General features: G+C 69.9%; 18 protein-coding genes. 5 read left to right on the top strand and 13 right to left on the bottom strand.

Annotation, left to right across the window (positions count from 1 at the left end; translation table 11 throughout):
- Positions 1-152: 152 nt before the first annotated feature.
- The 3 genes from ACGTNF_RS00810 to ACGTNF_RS00800 all read right to left on the bottom strand — a co-directional run bounded on the left by ACGTNF_RS00810 (position 153) and on the right by ACGTNF_RS00800 (position 6138).
- On the bottom strand, positions 153-3335 hold the full coding sequence (locus ACGTNF_RS00810; RefSeq protein ID WP_394599985.1) for an efflux RND transporter permease subunit: 3183 nt from the start codon (positions 3333-3335) through the stop codon (positions 153-155).
- Positions 3332-4600 (bottom strand): efflux RND transporter periplasmic adaptor subunit, encoded by a 1269-nt coding sequence (locus ACGTNF_RS00805; RefSeq protein ID WP_394599984.1) that lies wholly within the window; start codon positions 4598-4600, stop codon positions 3332-3334. Before ACGTNF_RS00805 ends, ACGTNF_RS00810 begins: the two co-directional genes overlap by 4 nt.
- A gap of 92 nt (positions 4601-4692) precedes the next feature.
- Complete coding sequence (locus ACGTNF_RS00800) at positions 4693-6138, bottom strand: TolC family outer membrane protein (protein ID WP_394599983.1); 1446 nt, start codon at positions 6136-6138, stop codon at positions 4693-4695.
- A 170-nt stretch (positions 6139-6308) separates the two neighbouring features.
- On the opposite strand from ACGTNF_RS00800, the gene ACGTNF_RS00795 reads away from it, so the two are divergent.
- Positions 6309-7208, top strand: coding sequence for an alpha/beta fold hydrolase (locus tag ACGTNF_RS00795; protein WP_394599982.1), 900 nt, complete (start codon positions 6309-6311; stop codon positions 7206-7208).
- A 28-nt stretch (positions 7209-7236) separates the two neighbouring features.
- Here the strand turns inward: ACGTNF_RS00795 and ACGTNF_RS00790 are convergent, their stop codons facing one another.
- Together ACGTNF_RS00790 and ACGTNF_RS00785 are read right to left on the bottom strand one after the other, a co-directional pair.
- Positions 7237-8094, bottom strand: coding sequence for a fructosamine kinase family protein (locus ACGTNF_RS00790; protein ID WP_394599981.1), 858 nt, complete (start codon positions 8092-8094; stop codon positions 7237-7239).
- A gap of 173 nt (positions 8095-8267) precedes the next feature.
- On the bottom strand, positions 8268-8786 hold the full coding sequence (locus ACGTNF_RS00785; RefSeq protein ID WP_394599980.1) for a fasciclin domain-containing protein: 519 nt from the start codon (positions 8784-8786) through the stop codon (positions 8268-8270).
- Positions 8787-8972: 186 nt separating this feature from the next.
- On the opposite strand from ACGTNF_RS00785, the gene ACGTNF_RS00780 reads away from it, so the two are divergent.
- Positions 8973-9284 (top strand): YqfO family protein, encoded by a 312-nt coding sequence (locus ACGTNF_RS00780; RefSeq protein ID WP_394599979.1) that lies wholly within the window; start codon positions 8973-8975, stop codon positions 9282-9284.
- A gap of 99 nt (positions 9285-9383) precedes the next feature.
- Here ACGTNF_RS00780 and ACGTNF_RS00775 read toward each other — a convergent pair whose 3' ends face one another.
- Positions 9384-9941 (bottom strand): NUDIX hydrolase, encoded by a 558-nt coding sequence (locus tag ACGTNF_RS00775; protein WP_016856061.1) that lies wholly within the window; start codon positions 9939-9941, stop codon positions 9384-9386.
- A 92-nt stretch (positions 9942-10033) separates the two neighbouring features.
- Between ACGTNF_RS00775 and ACGTNF_RS00770 the strand changes: the two genes are divergently transcribed.
- Entirely contained in the window at positions 10034-10654 is a 621-nt protein-coding gene (locus tag ACGTNF_RS00770) for a CoA pyrophosphatase (protein ID WP_394599978.1), read from the top strand.
- Positions 10651-11301, top strand: coding sequence for a 2OG-Fe(II) oxygenase (locus ACGTNF_RS00765; RefSeq protein ID WP_394599976.1), 651 nt, complete (start codon positions 10651-10653; stop codon positions 11299-11301). Before ACGTNF_RS00770 ends, ACGTNF_RS00765 begins: the two co-directional genes overlap by 4 nt.
- Positions 11302-11360: 59 nt before the next feature.
- On the opposite strand, the gene ACGTNF_RS00760 is transcribed toward ACGTNF_RS00765, so the two are convergent.
- Positions 11361-12218, bottom strand: a complete 858-nt coding sequence (locus ACGTNF_RS00760; RefSeq protein ID WP_394599975.1) for an MOSC domain-containing protein — start codon at positions 12216-12218, stop codon at positions 11361-11363.
- Between the two features lie 34 nt (positions 12219-12252).
- The gene (locus ACGTNF_RS00755; protein ID WP_394599974.1) at positions 12253-12969 is read right to left on the bottom strand and encodes an aspartate/glutamate racemase family protein; all 717 of its coding nucleotides are present in this window, start codon (positions 12967-12969) and stop codon (positions 12253-12255) included.
- A gap of 383 nt (positions 12970-13352) precedes the next feature.
- Here ACGTNF_RS00755 and ACGTNF_RS00750 point away from each other — a divergent pair, with 383 nt between their 5' ends.
- Entirely contained in the window at positions 13353-14261 is a 909-nt protein-coding gene (locus ACGTNF_RS00750) for a DMT family transporter (RefSeq protein WP_394599972.1), read from the top strand.
- A 70-nt stretch (positions 14262-14331) separates the two neighbouring features.
- Here the strand turns inward: ACGTNF_RS00750 and ACGTNF_RS00745 are convergent, their stop codons facing one another.
- The 5 genes from ACGTNF_RS00745 to ACGTNF_RS00725 all read right to left on the bottom strand — a co-directional run bounded on the left by ACGTNF_RS00745 (position 14332) and on the right by ACGTNF_RS00725 (position 20288).
- Positions 14332-15105: an enoyl-CoA hydratase-related protein gene (locus tag ACGTNF_RS00745; protein ID WP_394599971.1), complete on the bottom strand. Its 774-nt coding sequence runs from the start codon at positions 15103-15105 to the stop codon at positions 14332-14334.
- A 91-nt stretch (positions 15106-15196) separates the two neighbouring features.
- Positions 15197-16051 carry a 3-hydroxyacyl-CoA dehydrogenase NAD-binding domain-containing protein gene (locus ACGTNF_RS00740; RefSeq protein WP_394599970.1) on the bottom strand — a complete coding sequence of 285 codons (855 nt, stop codon included), beginning with the start codon at positions 16049-16051 and terminating at the stop codon, positions 15197-15199.
- 144 nt (positions 16052-16195) lie between these two features.
- Positions 16196-17989, bottom strand: coding sequence for an acyl-CoA dehydrogenase (locus tag ACGTNF_RS00735; RefSeq protein ID WP_394599969.1), 1794 nt, complete (start codon positions 17987-17989; stop codon positions 16196-16198).
- A gap of 60 nt (positions 17990-18049) precedes the next feature.
- Entirely contained in the window at positions 18050-19480 is a 1431-nt protein-coding gene (locus ACGTNF_RS00730; protein ID WP_394599968.1) for an MFS transporter, read from the bottom strand.
- A gap of 166 nt (positions 19481-19646) precedes the next feature.
- Positions 19647-20288: a class I SAM-dependent methyltransferase gene (locus ACGTNF_RS00725; protein WP_394599967.1), complete on the bottom strand. Its 642-nt coding sequence runs from the start codon at positions 20286-20288 to the stop codon at positions 19647-19649.
- Between the last annotated feature and the right edge of the window lie 32 nt (positions 20289-20320).

Here is a 20320-nt window from a genome sequence, read left to right as displayed (position 1 = left end):
AGCCGGCAAAGCGTTTTGATGCCTTCAGCGTAGCGCCCCCTCGTGGGGCACAGTGCACCACTTTGGTCGCAGATCGACGTTTTCCTGACCCAACGCAAACGGGCACCGCCTCCCGAAGGAGACGGTGCCCGTGTCGGGGCGAGACGTGGCCGTTAGCGGGTCGCGTCCTGCTCCAGCGCCGGATGCTCGGCGCGCTCGCCGCCCGTCTTGCGCTTCAGCCAGTCGGAGACGCCGGCGATCATGGCGTAGAAGGTCGGCACGAACAGGCTGCCGAGTATCGCCACCGAGGCCATGCCCATCGCCACCGTGGTGCCGATGTGCTGGCTGCTGGTGTCACTCGCCCCGCTGGCCATGGCCAGCGGCAGGGTGCCGAAGATGAACGCCAGCGAGGTCATCACGATCGGACGGAAACGCAGCTCCGCGGCGGTGATGGCCGCCTCGCGAATGGTCTTGCCCATCTCGCGGCGCTGCAGCTCGGCAAACTCGACGATCAGGATGGCATTCTTGGCCGCCAGGCCGACCACCACCAGCATGCCGATCTGCACGTAGACGCTGGTATCCAGCGAGCGCAGCGCGATGCCGCCGATGCCCCCCAGGAAGGCGAAGGGCGTGGCCGTGAGTACCGCCAGCGGCAGCGACCAACTCTCGTACTGGGCCGCCAGGATCAAGAACACCATCAGCAGGCCGAAGACGATGGCCAGGGTCGCCGCGCTGCCCGCCTCGCTCTCCTGATAGGCGGTGCCGGTCCAGCCCATGCCCCAGCCGTCGCCAAGCTCCTCGTCGACGATCTGCTCCATGGCGTCGATCGCCTGGCCGGAGCTGTAGCCCGGCGCGGGACTGCCCTGGAACTGGGCCCCGGGATAGACGCCGAAGCGCGTCACCACCGCCGGCGCCACCTGGCGCTCCAGGGTCACGAACTCGGACAGCGGAATCCGCTCGCCGTCGCCACCGCGCACGAAGATGTTGTTGATGTCGTCCGGCGTGTCACGATACTCGTCCTCGTTCTGCAGGTAGACCTGGAAGTTGCGGCCCTTGTAGCTGAAGTAGTTGACGAAACCGTTGCCGAAGGTATTGCCCAGGGTCGAGTTCAGCGCCTCCAGCGACACGCCGTAGCTCAGCGCCTTCTGCTGATCGATCTCGGCGCTGAAGGACGGCACATTGACGTTGAAGGTGGTGAACACCTGGTTCAGCACGGGGTTCTGGCCGGCCGCCTGCATGACCTTGAGCGAGGCCTGGTAGAGCTCCTCGGTCGTCGCGCCGTCATAGGACTGCAGGTAGCCGGTAAAGCCGCCGGTGGTCGACAGGCCGATGATCGGTGGCATGTTGAAGGCCATCGCCGAGCCGCCCGGCGTCTTCGCACCGAGCCCCATGATCTGGCCGATCAGGTCGGTGGCCGTGATGTCACGCTCTTCCCAGGGCTCCATGGTGACGAAGATCACCCCGCGCGCGGTGTTCACCGAGCTGGTCAGCATGTCGTAGCCCGCCACCGAGGTGGCGTACTTCACGCCCGGAATCTCCTGGATGGACGCGCCGAGCTCGCTCATGTAGGTGCGGGTCCGCTCCAGCGAGGCCGAGTCCGGCAGCTGCACGGAGGTGATCACGATGCCCTGGTCGGTCTCGGGGACCAGCGTCGACGGCGTGCTCTGATAGAGCCACCAGGACCCGGCGCCCACCAGGGCGGTCAGCAGCAGCGCCAGCCCCCAGAACCGCACCAGCTTCTTCACCACCCACATGTAGACGGCGGTGGTGCCGGCGAAGAAGCGGTCGAACAGGCGCAGCGGCGTGCGCACCGCGCGGCGGAAGGCCGTTTCCCTGGTGTGCAGGTCGTGCTTGATGAAGATCGCCGACAGCGCCGGGGTGAAGGTCAGCGCCATCAGCGCCGAGAAGGCGACCGAGACGGCCACGGTCAGCGCGAACTGCTGGTAGATCTGCCCGCTGAAGCCGCCCAGGAAGGCCACCGGCACGAACACCGCCGCCATGATCAGCGAGGTGGCGATGACCGGGCCACCGACCTCGCGCATGGCCTGGATGGTGGCCTGCAGGACGGTGGTGTCCTCGTCCTCGCCGAGCACCCGTTCGACGTTCTCCACCACCAGGATGGCGTCATCGACCACGATGCCGATGGAGAGCACCAGGGCGAACAGCGTCAGCAGGTTGATCGAGAAGCCGAAGACGTAGAAGCCGGCGAAGGTCGCCAGCACCGAGACCGGCACCACCGACATGGCGATCACCGTGAAGCGCCAGTTCTGCAGGAAGATGAACAGGATCACGCCGACGATCAGGAACGCTTCGATGAAGGTGTGAAACACGGTCTCCACCGAGGCGTCGATGAACAGCGTCGTGTCGTAGGGCGTGGCGTACTCGAGCCCCGGCGGGAAGCGCCCGGACAGCTCTTCCATCTTCGCCTTGACCGCGTTGGCCGTCTCCAGAGCATTGGCCCCGGGCTGCTGGGTGATCATGATCGGCGCCATGGTGCCGCCGTTGAGCTGCGCATCGACACCGTAGGACGAGGCCCCCAGCTCGACGCGGGCCACGTCGTCCAGCCGCAGGGCCGAACCGTCGGGATTGGTGCGCAGGAAGATGTCGCGGAAGTCGTCGACGCTGCTCAGGCGGCCGCCGGCGGTGATGGTATAGGTGAAGGCCCGCGCCTCGTTCTGGGGCGTCGACGCCAGGCTACCGGCCGACACCTCGGTGTTCTGGGCGCGGATCGCGCTGGCCACCTCGGACGGGGTCAGGTCGTACTGCGCCAGCTTGTCGGGATTCATCCAGACCCGCATGGCAAAGTCGCCGCCCCCCAGCACCTCGGCACCGCCGACGCCGGGCACCTGGCGCAGCTCGTCGAGGATGTTGAGGGAGGCGTAGTTCTGCATGTAGATCTTGCCGTAGTCGTCCTCCGGGGAGAGCAACGACACCACCATCAGGATCGAGCTGGACTCCAGCTCCACCGTCACGCCCTGTTCCTGCACCGCCTCGGGCAGCTGCGAGAGCGCGCCCTGCACCCGGTTGTTGACGTTGATGGTGTTGATGTCGCCATCGGAGCCGATGTCGAACGACACGCTCAGGCTCATCGTGCCGTTGTCGGCACTGGTCGAGGTCATGTACAGCATGTCCTCGACGCCATTGATGGCCTCCGCCATGGGCGCGGCCACGGTCTGGGCCACGGTCTCGGCGTCGGCCCCCGGGAAGGTGGCGCTGACCGAGACCGTGGGCGGCACCACGCTGGGGTACTGCTCGATCGGCAGCACCCGCATGCTCATCAGGCCGACCACCGTGAGGATGATCGCCAACACCGACGCGAAGATCGGTCGCTTGATGAAGAAGTTGGAGAAATTCATTCCGCCGCGTCCTCTTCGGCCGGCGAGGCGCGTTCGGCGGCGGGCGCGCTATCGCTGCCCTGTGCCGAGCCCTGCCCCTGGCCGGATGGCTGGCCCTGGGTCTGCCCGGTGGCCTGGGCAATCAGCGCCTGGGCATCGCCGTCGAACGGCTGCGGTGCGATCGGGGTGCCGGGCTCGACGCCCGCCGGATCGCCGACCATCACGCGATCGCCCGGCTCCACGCCACCGTTCAGGATCTGCCAGGGGCCGGCCAGCTCGCCGAGCTCCACGGTGCGGGCACGCGCCACATCGTCCTCGTCGAGCACGAACACCTGGGGCCCCATCAGGCCCTGGCCCACCGCGATTTCCGGCACCGCCAGCACCTCGAAGCGCTTCAGGCCCGCCAGGCGAACGCGCACGAACTGCCCCGGCAGCACCTTGCCTTCGGGATTGTCGAAGGAGGCCTTGGCCTGCACGGTGCTGGTCTGCTCGTCGACCCGCGAGCCGAGGAATTCCAGGTGCCCTTCGAGGGTGTCGTTGGCGCCCGGCAGCGTCAGGCTGGCCGCGATCTGGCCGGGCTCTTGGTCGCCGAGCTGGCGACGCAGCGTGAAGGCGTCCTGCTGGGGCAGCTGGAAGCGCACCTCGAGCGGGTCCACCGGCGTGATGGTGGCAAGCTCGGTACCGGAGCTGACCAGGTTGCCCACGTTGACCTCGCTGAGGCTGATCGCGCCGCCGACCGGGGCCGTGACGTCGGCGTAGTCCAGATCGATGCGCGCGCTGGCCAGCGCGGCCTCGGCCTGAGCCACGCTGGCGCGCGCGACGTTGAGGTCGGCCTGGGCCTGGTCGGCCTGCTGGCGGCTCACGGAGTTCTGGTTGAGCAGCCGCTGATAGCGGCTGGCGTCGCGCTGGGCGCGGGCCTCTTCCGCCTGGGCGCTGGCCAGGTCGGCCTCGCGCTGGGACACCGTGGCCTGATAGACGTCCGGTTCGATGGCGAAGAGGCTGTCGCCCTTCTCCACGATGTCGCCGGGCTCGAAGAGACGCTCCTCGAGCACGCCGGTGACGCGGGCCACCAGCGTCACCTCGGTATCGCTGCGCAGCTGGGCCGGGTAGGACTTGTCCAGCGGAATGTCCTGGGGCGCCAGCGTCGTCACCGGCTTCGGCTGCGGCGGGGTCTCGCCGCCACCGGCCTGCTGCTGGGCCGCCTCGTCCTGACCGCAGGCGGACAGCAACAGCCCAGCCGCCAGTGCCAACAGCCCTGCACGACTGCGTCGAAGTGTTGTATTCATGCCTGATTCTCGTTAAAGGATCGAACGTCGAAGGGGGTTCGCACGACAGGCGTGAATATAAACATACATTCACGCCTGTACGTAAGTAAATCTCACGATTCGGGACGGGGCGGCGCGCCGATATCCATCGCCTCGTCGTAGCGACTGGCCTCGCCGGCCTCCGGCAGCGCCAGCGACACGTTCTGCTCCGTGGACAGCCAGTCGTTGAGCGCCTCGATGGCCTCGACGTTCAGGGTGCCCGACTGCTGACGCAGGCTGAGCAGGTCGATCACGTAGCTGAAGCGCGCATCGGCGTGGTCGGCGATGGCGTCGTAGAGGCTCTGCTCGGCGTCGAGCACGTCGACGATGTTGCGGGTGCCGACCTCGTAACCGGCACGCGTGGCATCCAGCGCGCTCTGGTTGGAGACGATGGCCTGGGCCCGCGCCTCGACGGTGGCCACGTCGTTGGTGACCTGGGTGTACAGCGAGCGTACCTGCTGGATGGTGTCGCGACGCTGGTCCTCGAAGTCGTACTGGCTGGACTCCAGGTCGTAGGTGGACTGGCGGATGCTAGCGCTGGTCCGGCCGCCGGTGTAGATCGGCAGGCTGACCCGGGCACCGAGCTGGCTCTGGGAGCTATGCCCTTCCATGTGGTCCTGGTCGGTGTCGGAGTAGTCGTAGCTGGCGAAGGCCTCGACCACCGGCAGACGCTGGGCCTGGGCGATGTCCACGGCGTCCTCGGAGACCTCGACGCCGGCCTGGCTGGCCAGCACCAGCGGGCTGTTGTCCATCGCCAGGTCGACCCAGGCGTCGCGGCCGGTGGGCTCAGGCGGGTTCACCGGCATTGCGTCCTGCAAGGCATCGATGCTGTCGTAGCGCTGGCCGGTGAGCCGCTCCAGGGTCTCGAAGCTGACCTGCAGGTCGTTCTCGGCGGCGATGCGGTCGGCGCGGGACTGGTCGAAGCTTGCCCGGGCCTCTTCCACCTCGGTGATGGCGATCAGGCCGACGTCGAACTGCTCCTGGGCCTGCTCGAGCTGGCGACCGATGGCCCGCTCCTGGGCGCGGCGCGCCTCGAGGATGGCGTGGGCCCGCAGGATGTCGAAATAGGCCGAGGAGACGTCGATCAGCACCTGCTGCTCGGTGGCGGCCAGCTGGTAGGTCTGCTGGTCGATCAGGCTCTCGGCCTGATTGACCTCGGCGCTGTTGGCGGCATCGAACAGCGCCTGGGTCGCCTCCAGGGTCAGGCTGGCGCTGTTGTAGCTGTCATCCCCGGTGCCGGTGCCGACCGACTGGGTCGAGGCAATGCTTTCGTACAGGCGGTTGTGGGCGACCTGGCCCGAGGCCGAGACCTGGGGCAGCAGGTCACCGCGCTCGACGTTGCGCCCCTCCTCCACGCTGCTGCGCTGGGCGCGCGCCGAGGCCAGGCTGGCGTTGTTGTCGATGGCATCCCGGGTGATGGTCAGCAGGTCGGCGGCCTGGGCCTGACCGGCCAGGGAAGCGGCCAGCAGGCAGGGCAACAGCACACGCCGCCCCGACAACACCGGACGATACGGCTTCATCGGCAAGTTCCTTCTACGTAGAGTGGCTAGGGGATATACATTCATTGTCGCATGTTTACCACGTCAATCCATCACCGTTCGTGTAATTAGCAAGGAAATTATCTTCCTGCCAGCGGCCCTCTCGGAATCGTCTATGCTGCAAAGCCACATACGCCGACCGAGCCCTCATCATGGACGATCTGACCTTCGTGCGCGTCAGGGAGCTGGACGTGGCCGTCCGCATCTGGCATCCCGAGGCGCCCCGCACCCTGGTCGCCTGGCATGGCCTGGCCCGCCACGGCGGCGACTTCGCCGACTTCGCCCGGCGGCTGGGGCCGGGCTGGCGGGTCCTGGCCCCGGACACCCCAGGGCGCGGCCTGTCGAGCTGGTCGCTCTATCCCGCCCACGACTATTTGTATTCGCACTATATGACCATAGCAGTCGCGCTGCTCGATCACTTCCGTCTCGAGCGCGTGCCCTGGGTCGGCACGTCCATGGGCGGCCTGCTGGGGATGCTGCTGGCCGCCGAGACCGACACCGCCGCGCGCATCGAGCGCCTGGTGCTCAACGACGTGGGTCCGGAGCTGGACCCCGACGGCCTGGCCGCGCTGGGCACCTACTTCGGCGTGCCCCACCGCTTCGGCCGGTTCCGCGACCTGGCCGCGGAGCTGCGCCGGCACTATGAAGGCTTCGGTCCGCGCAGCGACGACGCCTGGCGTCGCCTGGCCCTGGACAGCGCCCGCCGACTGCCGGACGGCGGCTGGACCTACCACTACGATCCACGCATCGGCGAGCAATTCATCCACGACACGCCGCGCGATACCTGGGCCGACTGGCGCGCGATCCGCTGCCCGCTGATGGTGGTGCGCGGCGCCGCCTCGCCGCTGCTCAAGGCCGAGAGCGTCGAGCGCATGCGCGAGGCCCAGCCCGGGCTGATCACCCTCGAGGCGGCCGACTGCGGCCATGCGCCGATGCTCGACCGCCCCGAGCAGGTGGGGCCGGTCGCCGACTTCCTGACCCGGGACCTCCCCGCCGTCGGACTGCGCTCGCCCTGGTGGCGACGCGCCCTGGCCCGGCTGCGCCAGGGTTGAGAGCGACCGGGCGCGGCGTGGAAGCGCCTCAGCCGCCCCGCTCGACCCGCGTCAGCGCCCGCGCCACGGCGTCGCGATAGGCGGCGCCGAACAGCAGCAGGTGATTGAGCAGCGGATAGAGCTGGAACAGCGCCTCGCGACGCGGCCAGTCCGCCGGCGCCGCGCCGTTCCAGTAGGCCTCGAAGAAGGCCTCCGACGGGGCGCCGAACAGCGTCAGCATGGCCAGGTCGACCTCCGGGTAGTGACGATAGACCGCCGGATCGATCAGTGCCGGCCCGCGGCTGGTGTACAGCACGTTGCCCGACCACAGGTCGCCGTGCACCAGCCGCCCCGGGGCGTCCGGCAGCCAGCCCTCGAGCCCCTGGGCCACCGTCTCAAGCCGCTCTCGAAGACGCGCGTCCAAGAGCCCCCGGTCATGGCAGGCCCGCGCCAGCGGCAGCAGCCGGCGCTCGCGCTGGAAGGCGCGGCCGTCGTCGAGCGAGGCATTGGGCTGGGGCGTGGCGCCGCAGGCGTTGTCCCGCGCCCAGCCGTGGGAGGCCTCGCCCGACGCCGGCGCTCCCCCATGCAGCTCGCGCAGCCCCTCGCCCAGGGTACGCTCGCAGGCGGCCGTGCGCCGGGCCGGCGTCAGCGCCTCCATCACCAGCCAGCCATCGCCCTCGCCCCATACCTCGGGCACCGCGAGTCGTGTCGTCGCCGCCTTCAGGGCACGCAGCCCCTCGGCCTCGCCGGCCAGCCGCTCGGGTTCGTCACGCTTGAGCACCACCTCGCCACGGTCGGTCGCCAGCCGGTAGACGGCGGCGATGTCACCGCCGGAAAGGGGGGCGAGCGAGCCGCGGGGCCCCAGGTCGAGGCGATCCAGCAGCGCCTTCAGGGCATCATCGAACATCCAATTCCCTCCGTGCGTCGTGGTTCCGACGAGGCTCGCCCCGGACGCGCTCGCTGTCAAAGCGCTCTGCCCTGCCGATCACGGAACAGCGCGGGCAGCAAAAAAAAAGCCGCCCGGGGGGAGGGGCGGCAAACAGGAGATTGCACGAGGCAATCGCGGGAGGACTATCGGCGTCATTCGGGCATGAGCACACCGTCGATGACGTGGATCACGCCGTTGCTGGCCTCGATGTCGGGCTGAATCACGGTGGCATCGTTCACCATCACCTGGCCGTCCATGGTGGTGATGCTGATGTCCTGCCCCTGAACGGTGGTGACACTATCGGCGCCCATGGCGTCTTCGGCCATGACCTTTCCCGGCACCACGTGGTAGGTCAGCACGGCGGTCAGGGTGTCGCGATTCTCCGGCTTGAGCAGGTCGTCGACCGTGCCCTCCGGCAGCGCCGCGAAGGCCTCGTCGGTGGGCGCGAAGACCGTGAACGGTCCCTCGCCCTTGAGGGTCTCGACCAGATTGGCGGCCTTGACCGCGGCCACCAGGGTCTCGAACTGGCCGGCCTCGACGGCGGTATCGACGATATCCGCCTTCATGCCGTGATGATCGGCCTGGGCGGCGCCGCTCAGGCCGAAGCTCAGGCCCAGGCCGACCAGGCCGGCGCCGATGAACTGGGGAATGCGTGATGTCATGACCTTCATGAGATGGCTCCTCCGGGGATACCGGTTAGCACTCGGTGCGAGGGATGTCTGGAAGAGATTCCTTTACTCGACCTATACAAAACGTAATTCACGTACAGGAAAGTGACAAGTTTTTTTCTCGCGCCTGCTGACGGCCGCCCGCCGCTGTGGCACAACGAGGAAGCATCCTCGACATCGGAGACCATCATGTACAAGCTCGCCTTCTTCGTTCCCGTGGAAGACGCCGAGGCCGTCAAGGAAGCCGTGTTCGCCACCGGCGCCGGGCGCATCGGCGATTACGAGGCCTGCTGTTTCCAGACGCCGGGCACCGGCCAGTTCCGCCCGCTGGCCGGCGCCGACCCGCATATCGGCCGCGTCGGCGACCTGGAACACGTGGAAGAGCTCAAGGTGGAGTTGGTGTGCGAGGATGCGCTGATCCGCGAGGCCCTGGCCGCGCTCCGGCATGCCCACCCCTACGAGGAGCCGGCCTACGACGCCTGGAAGCTGGCCGATCTCTAGCGTTCGGCCGATATCCGACGCCGCGCAACGAAAACGCCACGGGAATGGCCCGTGGCGTCGTCTGGTCGGAGAACCGCGGCGGCCGGGTCGGCCTCGGTGTCAGGCGGAGCCGAAGTAGCGCTCGCGATCCTCGGGCGTGATGTCGCTGACGTGCAGCGCGAAGTCGCCGCCGCGGCGGTCGGCGAAGAAGTGATGCAGGGTGCGCTCGATGGTGGGGAAGGCCAGCTCGCCCCAGGGAATCTCGTGCTCCTCGAACAGCGCCACCTCGAGGCTCTCCGGCCCCGCGCCGAAGTCGCCGTCCAGCTCGGCGCGGAAGATCATGAATACCTGGTCGATATGCGGCAGGTTGATCAGCGTGTAGAGGCCGTGAAGCGCGACCTCGGCCATGGCCTCCTCGCGGGTCTCGCGGGCGGCCGCCTCGGGCGTGGTCTCGCCGTTCTCCATGAAGCCGGCCGGCAGCGTCCAGTAGCCCTTGCGCGGGGCGATGGCGCGGCGGCACAGCAGCACCCGCGAGCCCGACACCGGCAGGGTCCCGGCCACGATGCGCGGATTCTGGTAGTGGATGGTGCCGCAGGCGTCGCACAGGAAGCGCGGACGATCGTCGCCCTCGGGAATCGCGAAACGGACCGGCTGCCCACAGTGACTGCAAAAATTCATGGCGCTCCCTGACTGGCTGGCACCGGGAGTGCCCCGGGCTTGACGCCGCGTGCGGCGACTGGGTAAAAGAGGTGAAACTCGATGGAATCATCATGTTAGAGAAACTTCGCGAGCGCCTGCAAGCGCATGCGCCGCGCCGCGTGACGCTCGACCTGCCCCAGGCGGCGGTGCTCCTTCCCCTGGTGGCACGCCCCGACCCGACGCTGCTGTTCACCCGCCGCGCCGCCCATCTCTCCACGCACAGCGGCCAGGTCGCCTTTCCCGGCGGCAAGCGCGAGGAAGCCGACGCCGACCTGCTGACCACCGCCCTGCGCGAGGCCGAGGAGGAGATCGCCCTGCCGCCCGGGCGGGTCGAGGTGCTCGGACGGCTGTCGGACGTCATCTCGCTGCACGGCCTCCGCGTCACGCCGTACGTCGGCGTGATTCCCGCGGACCTGCCGCTCACGCCCGACCCCGGCGAGCTCGACGCCATCTTTGAGGTGCCGCTGGCGGCGTTCCTGGCCGACCGGCGCACCCACACCGACGTGATCCGCGTCGACGGCCGCGCCTACTACGTGCCGAGCTATCGCCACGACGACCACGTGATCTGGGGACTGTCCTCGATGATGCTGGTGGAACTGCTGGCCGAGGGTTTCGCCATGCCGATCGATCTCTTCCAGCGCCCCGAGGGCAAGCTGCACTTTCACCCCGAACGCCGACTGACGCCATCATGACCCGACCGCATCTGCCCCCCGCCCGCCTGACCGAGCTGGTCGACGCCCTGGTCGAACAGGGCTGGTACCTGGGCGAGCAATTCCTGCCCGAGGCCCTGCACGCCCCGCTGCTCGCCGAGCTCGAGACGATGGCCTCGCGCGAGGCGCTGGACGCCGCCGGCGTCGGCCGCGGGCGCGAGCATCACCTGCGCCGCGACATCCGCGGCGACGCCATCCGCTGGCTGGACCGCGAGAGCCTGGCCCAGCGCCGCTACCTCGAGGCCATGGGCGAACTGCAAAAGGCGCTCAACCAGGCGCTGTTTCTGGGCCTGTTCGAGTACGAGGCGCACTTCGCCCAGTACCCGCCTGGCGCCTTCTACCGCCGCCATCTCGACAGCTTCCGCGGCCGCGCCAACCGGGTGATCTCCACCGTGGGTTACCTCAACCCCGACTGGCCCGCCGACGGCGAGGGCGAGATGGTCATCTTCGACGAGCACGACCCCGACCGCGAGTTGACCCGGGTTCGGCCCGAGGCCGGCACCTTCGTCTGCTTCCTCTCCGATCGCGTGCCCCACGAGGTGCTGCCGACCCGCTATCCCCGCGCCAGCATCGCCGGCTGGTTCCGCCGCAACGCCTCGCTGGGCGGCCTGGTCGACCCGTCGCACTGACGGCTGACGCCATGCTCGAGGCGAGCTCAGCCGGCCTCGGCCAGGCGGCATTACATGCCTCAGGCCCTGATCGTTGCCGCCGCGTCATCGCCGACGCGCAGCGTCCGGCCGATGCCGTCGAGGGGAACGGCGTTCTGACCGAAGTAGGCGCCCTTCCAGCCCGGCTGGGTATCCATCTCCACCAGCGTCTTCAGCGGCTCCTTGGGCTCCGGCGCCTCGCCGGTGCACTGATCCTGGGTGATGATCTTGCAGCGCTTGCACGGCTTGCGCAGCCCCAGCCGGATGCCCGAGCCGAGCGCCAGCTCGTCCCAGTCGACCTCGGCGAAGGGCCCTTCCCCCTCGACCACGACGTTAGGCCGGAAGCGGCTCATCGGCACGGCGTCCAGGCCCTTCTCGGCGAGGCGCTCGTTCAACCGCTCGAGGGAGGCCCGATGGGCCACCAGCAGCGGATAACCGTCGGCAAAGGCGGTGTGGGCCGATTCGCCGCGCAGATAGTCGGCCTCGACCTCGCGACGGCGCTCCTCGGGGAAGCGCACCAGGCGCAGTCCGCCGTCCCGATCGCCCTGCCGGGCGTCGCCCAGCGCGGCGGTCAGCCACTCGGCCGCCTCGGCGCCCTCGTCCAGCGCCTCGCCGCTGTCCTTCCAGAGGCTGACCTCGAGGCGCTCGAGCCCGTGACGCGCCAGCGGCACCGCCAGAGGCGCGGCCTCGGGATGCTCCAGCACCAGGCGGCTCGGCTCGAGGCGCACCGTCACCTTGGCCATGGCCGGGCATTCGCGCTGGGTGACGAAGCGGCCGCGGGCGTCCACGACCATCCAGTGGCGGTCGAAGGCCAGGCCGCGCTCGGTGAGCGTGGCCTCGTCGAGGGCGATGCCGCGCAGCGACTTGACCGGATAGATGTTGAGCTGGGTGATGCGCATCCCTGCCTCCCTGGCGTTGATGGAAGCCGTCACTCTACCAAGCCCGCTCGCCCTTTTCCTCGGCCAGGGCGGCCGTCACCGCGGCCTCGGCGTGCAGCGCCGTGGTGTCATAGAGCGGCACCGGCGTGTCGCCCTGGCCGACCAGCAGCGCGATCTCGGTGCAGCCGAGGATCACCGCCTCGGCGCCGCGGGCGTGCAGGTCCGCGATGACCTCGAGATACGCCGCCTTCGAGGCCGGCTCGATGCGGCCCTGGCACAGCTCCTCGAAGATCACCCGATGCACCCGCTCGCGCTGCTCGGCCTGCGGCACCAGCACCTCGATGCCGAAGCGCTCGCCGAGCCGGTCCGTGTAGAAGGCCTGCTCCATGGTGAAGCGCGTGCCCAGCAGCCCCACGCGACGCACCCCGTCGTCGCGCAGCCGCTCGGCGGTGGCATCGGCGATATGCAGAAGCGGGATCTCGATGGCGGCCTCGATCGCCGGCGCCACCTTGTGCATGGTGTTGGTGGCCAGCAGCAGGAAGTCGGCTCCCGCCGCCTGCACCCGCCGCGCCGCGGCGGCGAGCCGCTCGCCCGCCTCGTCCCAGCGATCCGCCTGCTGCAGCGTCTCGATCTCGGCGAAGTCGACGCTGTAGAGCGCCACCTTCGCCGAGTGGAAGCCGCCCAGCTCGCGCTTCACGCCCTCGTTGAGGGCCCGGTAGTAGCTCTGGGTGGACTCCCAGCTCATGCCGCCGAGCACGCCGATGGTCTTCATGGTCGCCTCCGTGTGGAATCATCGCCCCCACAGCGATATCACGGCCACCGCCTGCGCGCCAGCGCCGTCCTCGGCCCGCATTCGGGGCGACCTTGAACCCGTCGCGCCGATGGGAGAAGCGCTCCGACGATGTCGTCGGGCTCGATGCGGCCGGGCGCGACGAGGACGGCGGCTTTCGGCTTGGCCGTTCCCCCGAGCCAGGGAACCTCCTGCCATCGCGGCACGGCCTCGCACAACCGGGACTGCGCTCGATCACGCCGCCGGCAGGCGCGCCCCCTTCATGACCAAGAGTAAGATGCGAACCTCCACGCCCTTCCCCGCCGGCCGACGGGCGATTACCCTGCCATGGCACCTTCCCTCCCGCTCGCCAACTGGACACCGCCATGAGCCCGGCCGATACCCTCCGCCTGATCCTGCTTTCCTCGCTGTGGGGGATGTCGTTCATCTTCATGCGGGTGGCGGTGCCCGAGTTCGGCCCGGTGCCGCTGATCCTGGTGCGCATGGGCGTGGGCGCGCTGCTGATGCTGCCGCTGCTGCTCGGCGTGCGCTACCTGCGCCTGGTGCGGGACAACGCCGGCCGGCTCATGCTGCTGGGGCTGGTCAACCACGTGCTGCCGTTCTCGCTGCTGGCGCTGGCCACCACCCGGCTGGAGGCCGGCTTCACCTCGCTGATCAACGCCACCACGCCGCTGTTCACCGCCCTGCTCGGCGCGCTGTTCTTCGCCACGCCGGTGTCGAGGCGCCAGTACCTGGGCCTGGCGCTGGCCTTCCTCGGGGTCTATGTGCTGTCCGCGGACCGGCTGGACTTCGCCCTGGGCGGCGACGGCTGGTTCATCCTCGCGGTGCTCGGCGCCACCTTCTGCTACGGCATCGCCACCAATTACTCCAAGACCTACCTGTCTCACCTGCCGGTGCGCGTGCTGGCCGCCGGCAGCTGCGCCATGTCCGGGATGATCCTGCTGCTGCCGGGCCTGTGGCTGTGGCCCGAGGCCCCGATCAGCGGCCTCGGCTGGGCCAATGGCCTGGCGCTGGCGGCCTTCAGCACCACCCTGGCCTTCCTGCTCTACTTCGGGCTGATCGCCAGCGCCGGGGCCACCGCGACCTCCACCGTGACCTTCCTGGTGCCGGTCAGCGCCCTGCTGTGGGGCTATGTGCTGCTCGACGAGACGCTGAGCCTGCAGATCCTGGCCGGCATGGCCATCACCCTCGCGGGCACCGCCATCGCCACCGGCATGCTGCGCCTCGGCTGGCCGGCGCGACTGGCCGGGCGAGGCGACCGGGGCCTGGACTGACACCACAGACACAAGACGGCCGTGGCGTCACCGCCACGGCCGTCGATGCTTCGCAGGAAGGGGACGGCGCTCAGAAGTTCGGCTTGCGCTTCTCGACGAAGGCGCTCATGCCCTCGCGCTGCTCGTCGCCGGCGAAGCACAGCGCGAACAGGCTGGTCTCCAGCGCCAGGGCACTGTCCAGGTCCTGGTCCAGGCCGTCGTGGACCGCCTGCTTGGCGCCGCGCACCGCCTGGGGGCCGTTGCCGCCGAGCTGCTGGGTCAGCTCGGCGGCGTAGTCCTCGAGCTCGGCCTGGGACATCACCCGGTTGACCAGGCCGATGCGCAGGGCCTCGCCAGCGTCGATCTTGCGCCCGGTGGTGACCAGGTCCAGGGCCATGGCCGGGCCGACGCGGCGCGGCAGGCGCTGGGTGCCGCCGAAGCCCGGAATCACCCCCAGCAGCACCTCCGGCTGGCCGAACACGGCGTTGTCGCTGGCCACCGCCCAGTCGCAGGCCAGCGCCAGCTCGCAGCCGCCGCCCAGGCAGAAGCCATTGACCAGCGCCACCACCGGCACCGGCAGCGCCTCGAGCCGCTTGAGGGTGGCCTGGGCCTGGCCGGCGAAGTCGCGGGCCTCGACGGCGCTCTTGTCGCGCATCTCGGTGATGTCGGCGCCGGCCACGAAGGCCTTCTCGCCGGCGCCGGTGATCAGCACCGCGCGCAGATCGCCGCGGGCCTCGAGATCGTCGAGCGCCGCCGCCAGGGCGGCGAGCACCTCGCTGTTCAGGGCGTTGAGCGCCTTGGGACGGTTGACGGTCAGACGGACCACGCCGCCGTCGTCCTGCACCTCGATCGCCTGCTCGCTCATGATGGCTCCTCGTCTCGTGATATCGGGAAAGACGCAACGCCCTCACCCTAGCGAACGCTAGGGTGAGCGACAATCGCGGCTTTGGTCGGGGTCAGGCCGCGTCGTAGACGTGGAAGCCGCGCCCGCTCTTGCGGCCCAGATAGCCGGCATCGACCATGCGCTTGAGCAGCGGACAGGGCCGGTACTTGGGATCGCCGAAGCCCTCCTGCAGCACCTCCATGATCGCCAGGCACACGTCCAGGCCGATCAGGTCGGCCAGCGCCAGCGGGCCCATGGGATGGGCGGCGCCGAGCCGCATGGCCTGGTCCACCGCCTCCGGCGTCGCCGCGCCCTCCTGCACCAGGAAGGCCGCCTCGTTGATCATCGGCACCAGCAGGCGATTGACGGCGAAGCCCGGCGAATCCCCCACCCGCACCGCGGTCTTGCCCAGCGCCTCGGCCAGCGCCTCGACGCGGGCCACGGTGGCGTCAGCGGTCTGCTCGGCGCGGATCACCTCGACCAGCGCCAGCACCGGCACCGGATTGAAGAAGTGCATGCCCACCACCCGCTCGGGGCGCTCGCAGACCCCGGCCAGCCGGGTCAGCGACAGCGAGGAGGTGTTGGAGGCGAGGATGATGTCGTCGCCGAGCGCGCCGAGGTCGCGGAACAGCCGCTCCTTGAGCTCGGGGTTCTCGGGCGCGGCCTCGATGATCACCTCGCAGTCGGCCAGGGTCGCAAGCTCGGTGGTGCCGTGGAGCCGCGCCAGGGCGTCGGCGCGCGCGTCCTCGCTCAGCCGCTCCTTGGCCACCAGCTTGCCGAGCCCCTTGTCGATGCCGGCCCGGGCGCGCTCGAGCGCCTCCCCGGCCACGTCGAACAGGCGGACCGTGAAACCGGCGGTCGCCAGCACCTGGGCGATGCCCTGGCCCATGGTGCCGGCGCCCACGACGCCGATCGGTGATTGACTCATCGCTGCCTCTCCTTCGCTTGGGTAGACTCGCCCGCCGATCACGCCCGGCGGGCACTCGGATCAGCATGCACCGCTGGTGTGTCGCGGTCGAGTCACGCCCGCCTGCGCTGACATCACGCTGGCCGGCTCGCCCGCTTGCCGGGCTCAGAGATGCTCGGGCTTCAGCGCCGCCAGGCCGCCCAGGCCGGCCTCGATCGCCGCCAGCCGGGCGCGGCCCTCCGGCAGCCACTGGCGCAGGCCGAACTCCGCCACGGCGAGCTTGGTGCGATAGAAGTCGGCGTCATGCGTGCCGTCGGCCAGCGCCGCCTCGGCGCGCAGGGCCGAGCGGCCCAGCTGCCAGGCGCACAGCACGTGGCCGGCCAGGCTGAGGAAGGGCGTGGCACAGGCCTGGACGGCGTCCGCGCCGCGCTCGGGATCGGCGCCCTGGGACAGCACCAGGCCCGTGGCGGTGCGCAGGTCGGCCACGCCGCCGGCCAGGCTCTCGCCCAGCGGGCGCAGCTCGGGGCTGGCGGCGAGCGCCTCGGCGGTGGCCTCGACCTCGTCGGCCAACCGGCTCAGCGCCGCGCCGCCGTCGCGGGCCAGCTTGCGCCCGGCCAGGTCCAGCGCCTGGATGCCGTTGGTGCCCTCGTAGATGGGCGCGATGCGCGCGTCGCGCAACAGCTGGGCGGCGCCGGTCTCCTCGATGTAGCCCATGCCGCCGTGGACTTGCAGGCCCAGCGAGGCGATCTCCACCGCCTGATCGGTGGAGAACGCCTTGACCACCGGGATCAGCACCTCGACCCGCGCCTGGGCGGCCTGGCGCTCGGCCTCATCCCGGGCGTGGCGGGCCCGGTCCATCTGCGCCGCGCAGGTCAGCGCCAGGGCGCGCAGCGCATCGGTGCGGGCGCGCATCGAGAGCAGCATGCGCCTGACGTCGAGATGCTCGGCGATGGCGCAGGGCGCGCCGTCGCGGCGGCCCTGCACCCGCTCCAGGGCGTAGCCGCGCGCCTGCTGGCAGGCGCGTTCGGCGACGCCGATGCCCTGGATGCCGACCTTGTGGCGAGCCTCGTTCATCATGGTGAACATGTGATTGAGCCCGCGGCCGAGCTCGCCGACCCGATAGCCGATGGCCCCCTCCTGCTCGCCGAAACTCAGCGAGCAGGTCGGCGAGCCGTGAATGCCGAGCTTGTGCTCGAGCCCGGTGCAGGTCACGTCGTTGCGCGCGCCGAGCGAGCCGTCCTCCTCCACCAGATACTTGGGCACCAGGAACAGCGAGATGCCCCGGTTGCCCTCGGGGGCGTCCGGGGTGCGCGCCAGCACCAGGTGCAGGATGTTCTCGGCGGCCTCGTGCTCGCCCCAGGTGATGTAGATCTTCTGGCCCCTGAGGCGATAACGACCGGACGCGTCGTCCGCGGGCACGGCCAGGGTCCGCACCTGGGAGAGATCGGAGCCGGCCTGGGGCTCGGTGAGGTTCATGGTGCCGGTCCAGCGGCCTTCCACCAGCGGCGGCAGGTAGCGCGCCTGCAGCGTCTCGCTGCCATGGCGAGCCAGCGCCTCGATGGCGCCGGCGGTGAGCATGGGGCACAGCCCCAGCGCCATGTTGGCGCCGTGCAGCATCTCCTGCACGGCGCTGGCCACGGTCTCCGGCAGGCCCTGGCCGCCGTGGGCGGCGGAGACGCCGATGCCGTTCCAGCCGCCCTCGGCGTAGGCCCGGTAGGCCTCGGCGAAGCCCTCGGGCAGCGTGACGGCGCCGTCCTCCCGCCGCCGGCAGCCCTGGCGGTCGCCGACGGCGTTGAGCGGCGCCCACACCTCACCGGCCAGCCGGCCGGCCTCCTCCAGCACGGCGTCGGCCAGCTCGGGGCCGATCTCCTCGAAGCCGGGCAGGGAGAGTGAGCCGTGCTCGAGCAGTTCCTCGAGCACGAAGCGGACATCGCGAAGCGGCGGCGAATAGGGCGTCATCGGGGCACCTCGAAAACAGGACGTTCCGGCGAGCCTAGATTCACGACGGCCGATGAACCATTAGCCGTAGGTCGCCCTTCGATCCTGGCCGGCGTCCTCGGCGCCCCTCTCATCGGCATCGACGTCGGACGCAGCCCCCGCCGGCGCCGCGTCATCGTAGTAGACGATATGCGGCTCGTCGGGCGGCGGCGGGCCGACCAGCGGCTCGGCCACCTCGACGTCCGGCACCGCCTCGGACAGATCCTCGACGTGCTCGTGCTCCAGCGCGCCCTGCACCCACTCCTCGGTGACCGCCAGCTCGGCGGCGCTGAGCGGCGTGGCCGGCGAGAACGGCGCCACCGGCACCGGCGCCGGGCGCACGCTGCGCCGCCAGGCGAAGAAGGCCACCAGCGCCACGCCCAGCGCGCCCAGCGACCAGAACAGCCCGCCGTCGCCCACTAGCGTCATCACCGGGCCGATCGCCGAGGGGCTCAGGGTCGCGCCGATGGCGTTGATCAGCAGCAGGCCCTGGCTCATGCGCACCAGCGCGCCCGCCGGGGCGCGGTCGGCGGCATGCCCCACCGCCACCGGATACAGCGAGAAGACCCCGCCGCCGAGCAGGAACAGCAGCGCGGCGAGCCCCCAAGGCGGCAGCGGCAACAGCAGGATGCCGGCGCAGATCAGCGCGCAGAAGCCTCCGAGCCCGATCAGCACCAGCTGGCGGTCGTGGCGGTCCGACCAGCGTCCCACCGGGTACTGCAGGCACATGGCGCCGAGCACCACCAGCGCCATCAGCTGACCGACGCGGTCGCCGCCGACGCCGCTGCGCTGCAGGTAGAGCGGCAGCAGCGTATAGACCGCCGCCACCGCGATGCCGGAGCCGAAGCTGCCCATCACGCCGGTGGGCGTCAGGGTGATCAGGCGCAGCGGCGACAGCGGCTCGGCCTTCTCCAGCAGCGGCGTGACCCGCGGGATGATCGCCATGGGCAGCACCGACAGCGAGGCCAGCAGGCCGACCAGCATGAAGGGCTCGGTGGGCGCCATGCCGCGGGTCAGGCCGAACAGCAGCTGGCCGATCGCCCCGGCGGCGAACACCACGATCATGTACATCGCCAGCAGGCGCCCGCGCACCCGGTCGTCGCCGGCGGTCAAGAGCCAGCTCTCGATCACCAGGAACACGCCCACCGTGGCCCAGCCGGCGATCAGGCGCAGGGCAAACCAGGCCACGGGATCGACGAACATGCCCTGCAGCAGCACCGACACCGCCAGCAGCGAGGCGAAGCTGCCGTAGGCACGGATATGGCCGATCGCCAGCAGCAAGCGGTCGTTGACCATCGCCCCCACACCCAGGCCGATGAAGTAGGCCGAAGACACCCAGCCGATCACCAGCGACGAGGCCCCGGCGGCGTCCAGCCTAAGGGTGGTGAGCGTGGTCAGAAAACCGTTGCCGATGCCCAGGATGAAGAGTCCGAGCAGCGGCCCCAGGGCCATGTGCAACAGCTGGCGTGACATGCGCGAAGGCCTCCGACGAGCCGCGAGACAACGCCGCCGCCGGGGCGGCGGTGACGGGAATTCGCGCACGAATATACGCCCGGTCACGAGCGCCGCCAATCCTCCCTGGAGGGATTTTTCGCGACACTTCGATGACTATAACGGCGTGTTATCGACCGAAGCGCCCTCATGCCTTCTGCAGCAATACGACGTCGCCGGCCGGGAAGCTCACCGTCAGCTGCCAGCGATCGGCGAGCCAGCGAAAGCTCGCCTCGTCGAAGAAGCAGACGTGGGTCGGATCGAGGATGTAGTGCCAGCCGGCGAACGCCTCCACGCCTGGCGGCACCCGCTTGGTCATCAGCCCCAGCCAGCCGCCGGGCGCCAGCAGACCGAGCAGGCGCTCGAGCTCGGCGCCGGGCGCGAACAGGTGCTCGACCACCTCGGTGGAGGTGATGAAATCGTAGGTACGCTCGAGCGCCGCCGCATCCGGCGCGTAGAAGGCGTCATAGATCGCCATCGGGTGGCCGGCCTCCTCGAACATCACCGACAGCGTCGGCCCCGGGCCGGCGCCGAAGTCGAGCCCGCGGGCGCCCGGCGAGAGCTTCGCCGCCAGCGGCTCGAACAGCCGCGACAGGAAGCGACGATAGCCAGGGTCGTCGGGGGAGTTCTGGTGCTGGTCGTAGACCGCCTTCTCCTCCGCCGGCCCGAGGCGCTGATGGGCCGGCACGAACACCAGTGCGCAACGTCGGCAGCGGCGATAGTCGCGCCGCGCATCGCGATGGTAGGGCGCGTGGTCGGTGGATGCGCATAGCGGACAGGTCGGCATCATCGTATTCTCTGTGGCAGGACTCACTTTCAGGA

This window comes from Halomonas sp. B23F22_10 (assembly GCF_043496975.1).
Lineage (GTDB): Bacteria > Pseudomonadota > Gammaproteobacteria > Pseudomonadales > Halomonadaceae > Halomonas > Halomonas smyrnensis.
Note: the sequence above shows the minus strand (reverse complement) of the source record. Positions and strands in the feature narration are given on the sequence as shown.

What these genes read in the sequence shown, in the direction of transcription:
- ACGTNF_RS00810 (WP_394599985.1), bottom strand. Translation starts at nt 3,335, where the DNA reads ATGAATTTCTCCAACTTCTTCATCAAGCGACCGATCTTCGCGTCGGTG.
- ACGTNF_RS00740 (WP_394599970.1), bottom strand. Translation starts at nt 16,051, where the DNA reads ATGAGTCAATCACCGATCGGCGTCGTGGGCGCCGGCACCATGGGCCAG.
- ACGTNF_RS00790 (WP_394599981.1), bottom strand. Translation starts at nt 8,094, where the DNA reads ATGTTCGATGATGCCCTGAAGGCGCTGCTGGATCGCCTCGACCTGGGG.
- ACGTNF_RS00760 (WP_394599975.1), bottom strand. Translation starts at nt 12,218, where the DNA reads ATGCGCATCACCCAGCTCAACATCTATCCGGTCAAGTCGCTGCGCGGC.
- ACGTNF_RS00795 (WP_394599982.1), top strand. Translation starts at nt 6,309, where the DNA reads ATGGACGATCTGACCTTCGTGCGCGTCAGGGAGCTGGACGTGGCCGTC.
- ACGTNF_RS00785 (WP_394599980.1), bottom strand. Translation starts at nt 8,786, where the DNA reads ATGAAGGTCATGACATCACGCATTCCCCAGTTCATCGGCGCCGGCCTG.
- ACGTNF_RS00735 (WP_394599969.1), bottom strand. Translation starts at nt 17,989, where the DNA reads ATGACGCCCTATTCGCCGCCGCTTCGCGATGTCCGCTTCGTGCTCGAG.
- ACGTNF_RS00725 (WP_394599967.1), bottom strand. Translation starts at nt 20,288, where the DNA reads ATGATGCCGACCTGTCCGCTATGCGCATCCACCGACCACGCGCCCTAC.
- ACGTNF_RS00765 (WP_394599976.1), top strand. Translation starts at nt 10,651, where the DNA reads ATGACCCGACCGCATCTGCCCCCCGCCCGCCTGACCGAGCTGGTCGAC.
- ACGTNF_RS00745 (WP_394599971.1), bottom strand. Translation starts at nt 15,105, where the DNA reads ATGAGCGAGCAGGCGATCGAGGTGCAGGACGACGGCGGCGTGGTCCGT.
- ACGTNF_RS00770 (WP_394599978.1), top strand. Translation starts at nt 10,034, where the DNA reads ATGTTAGAGAAACTTCGCGAGCGCCTGCAAGCGCATGCGCCGCGCCGC.
- ACGTNF_RS00755 (WP_394599974.1), bottom strand. Translation starts at nt 12,969, where the DNA reads ATGAAGACCATCGGCGTGCTCGGCGGCATGAGCTGGGAGTCCACCCAG.
- ACGTNF_RS00805 (WP_394599984.1), bottom strand. Translation starts at nt 4,600, where the DNA reads ATGAATACAACACTTCGACGCAGTCGTGCAGGGCTGTTGGCACTGGCG.
- ACGTNF_RS00775 (WP_016856061.1), bottom strand. Translation starts at nt 9,941, where the DNA reads ATGAATTTTTGCAGTCACTGTGGGCAGCCGGTCCGTTTCGCGATTCCC.
- ACGTNF_RS00800 (WP_394599983.1), bottom strand. Translation starts at nt 6,138, where the DNA reads ATGAAGCCGTATCGTCCGGTGTTGTCGGGGCGGCGTGTGCTGTTGCCC.
- ACGTNF_RS00750 (WP_394599972.1), top strand. Translation starts at nt 13,353, where the DNA reads ATGAGCCCGGCCGATACCCTCCGCCTGATCCTGCTTTCCTCGCTGTGG.
- ACGTNF_RS00780 (WP_394599979.1), top strand. Translation starts at nt 8,973, where the DNA reads ATGTACAAGCTCGCCTTCTTCGTTCCCGTGGAAGACGCCGAGGCCGTC.
- ACGTNF_RS00730 (WP_394599968.1), bottom strand. Translation starts at nt 19,480, where the DNA reads ATGTCACGCCAGCTGTTGCACATGGCCCTGGGGCCGCTGCTCGGACTC.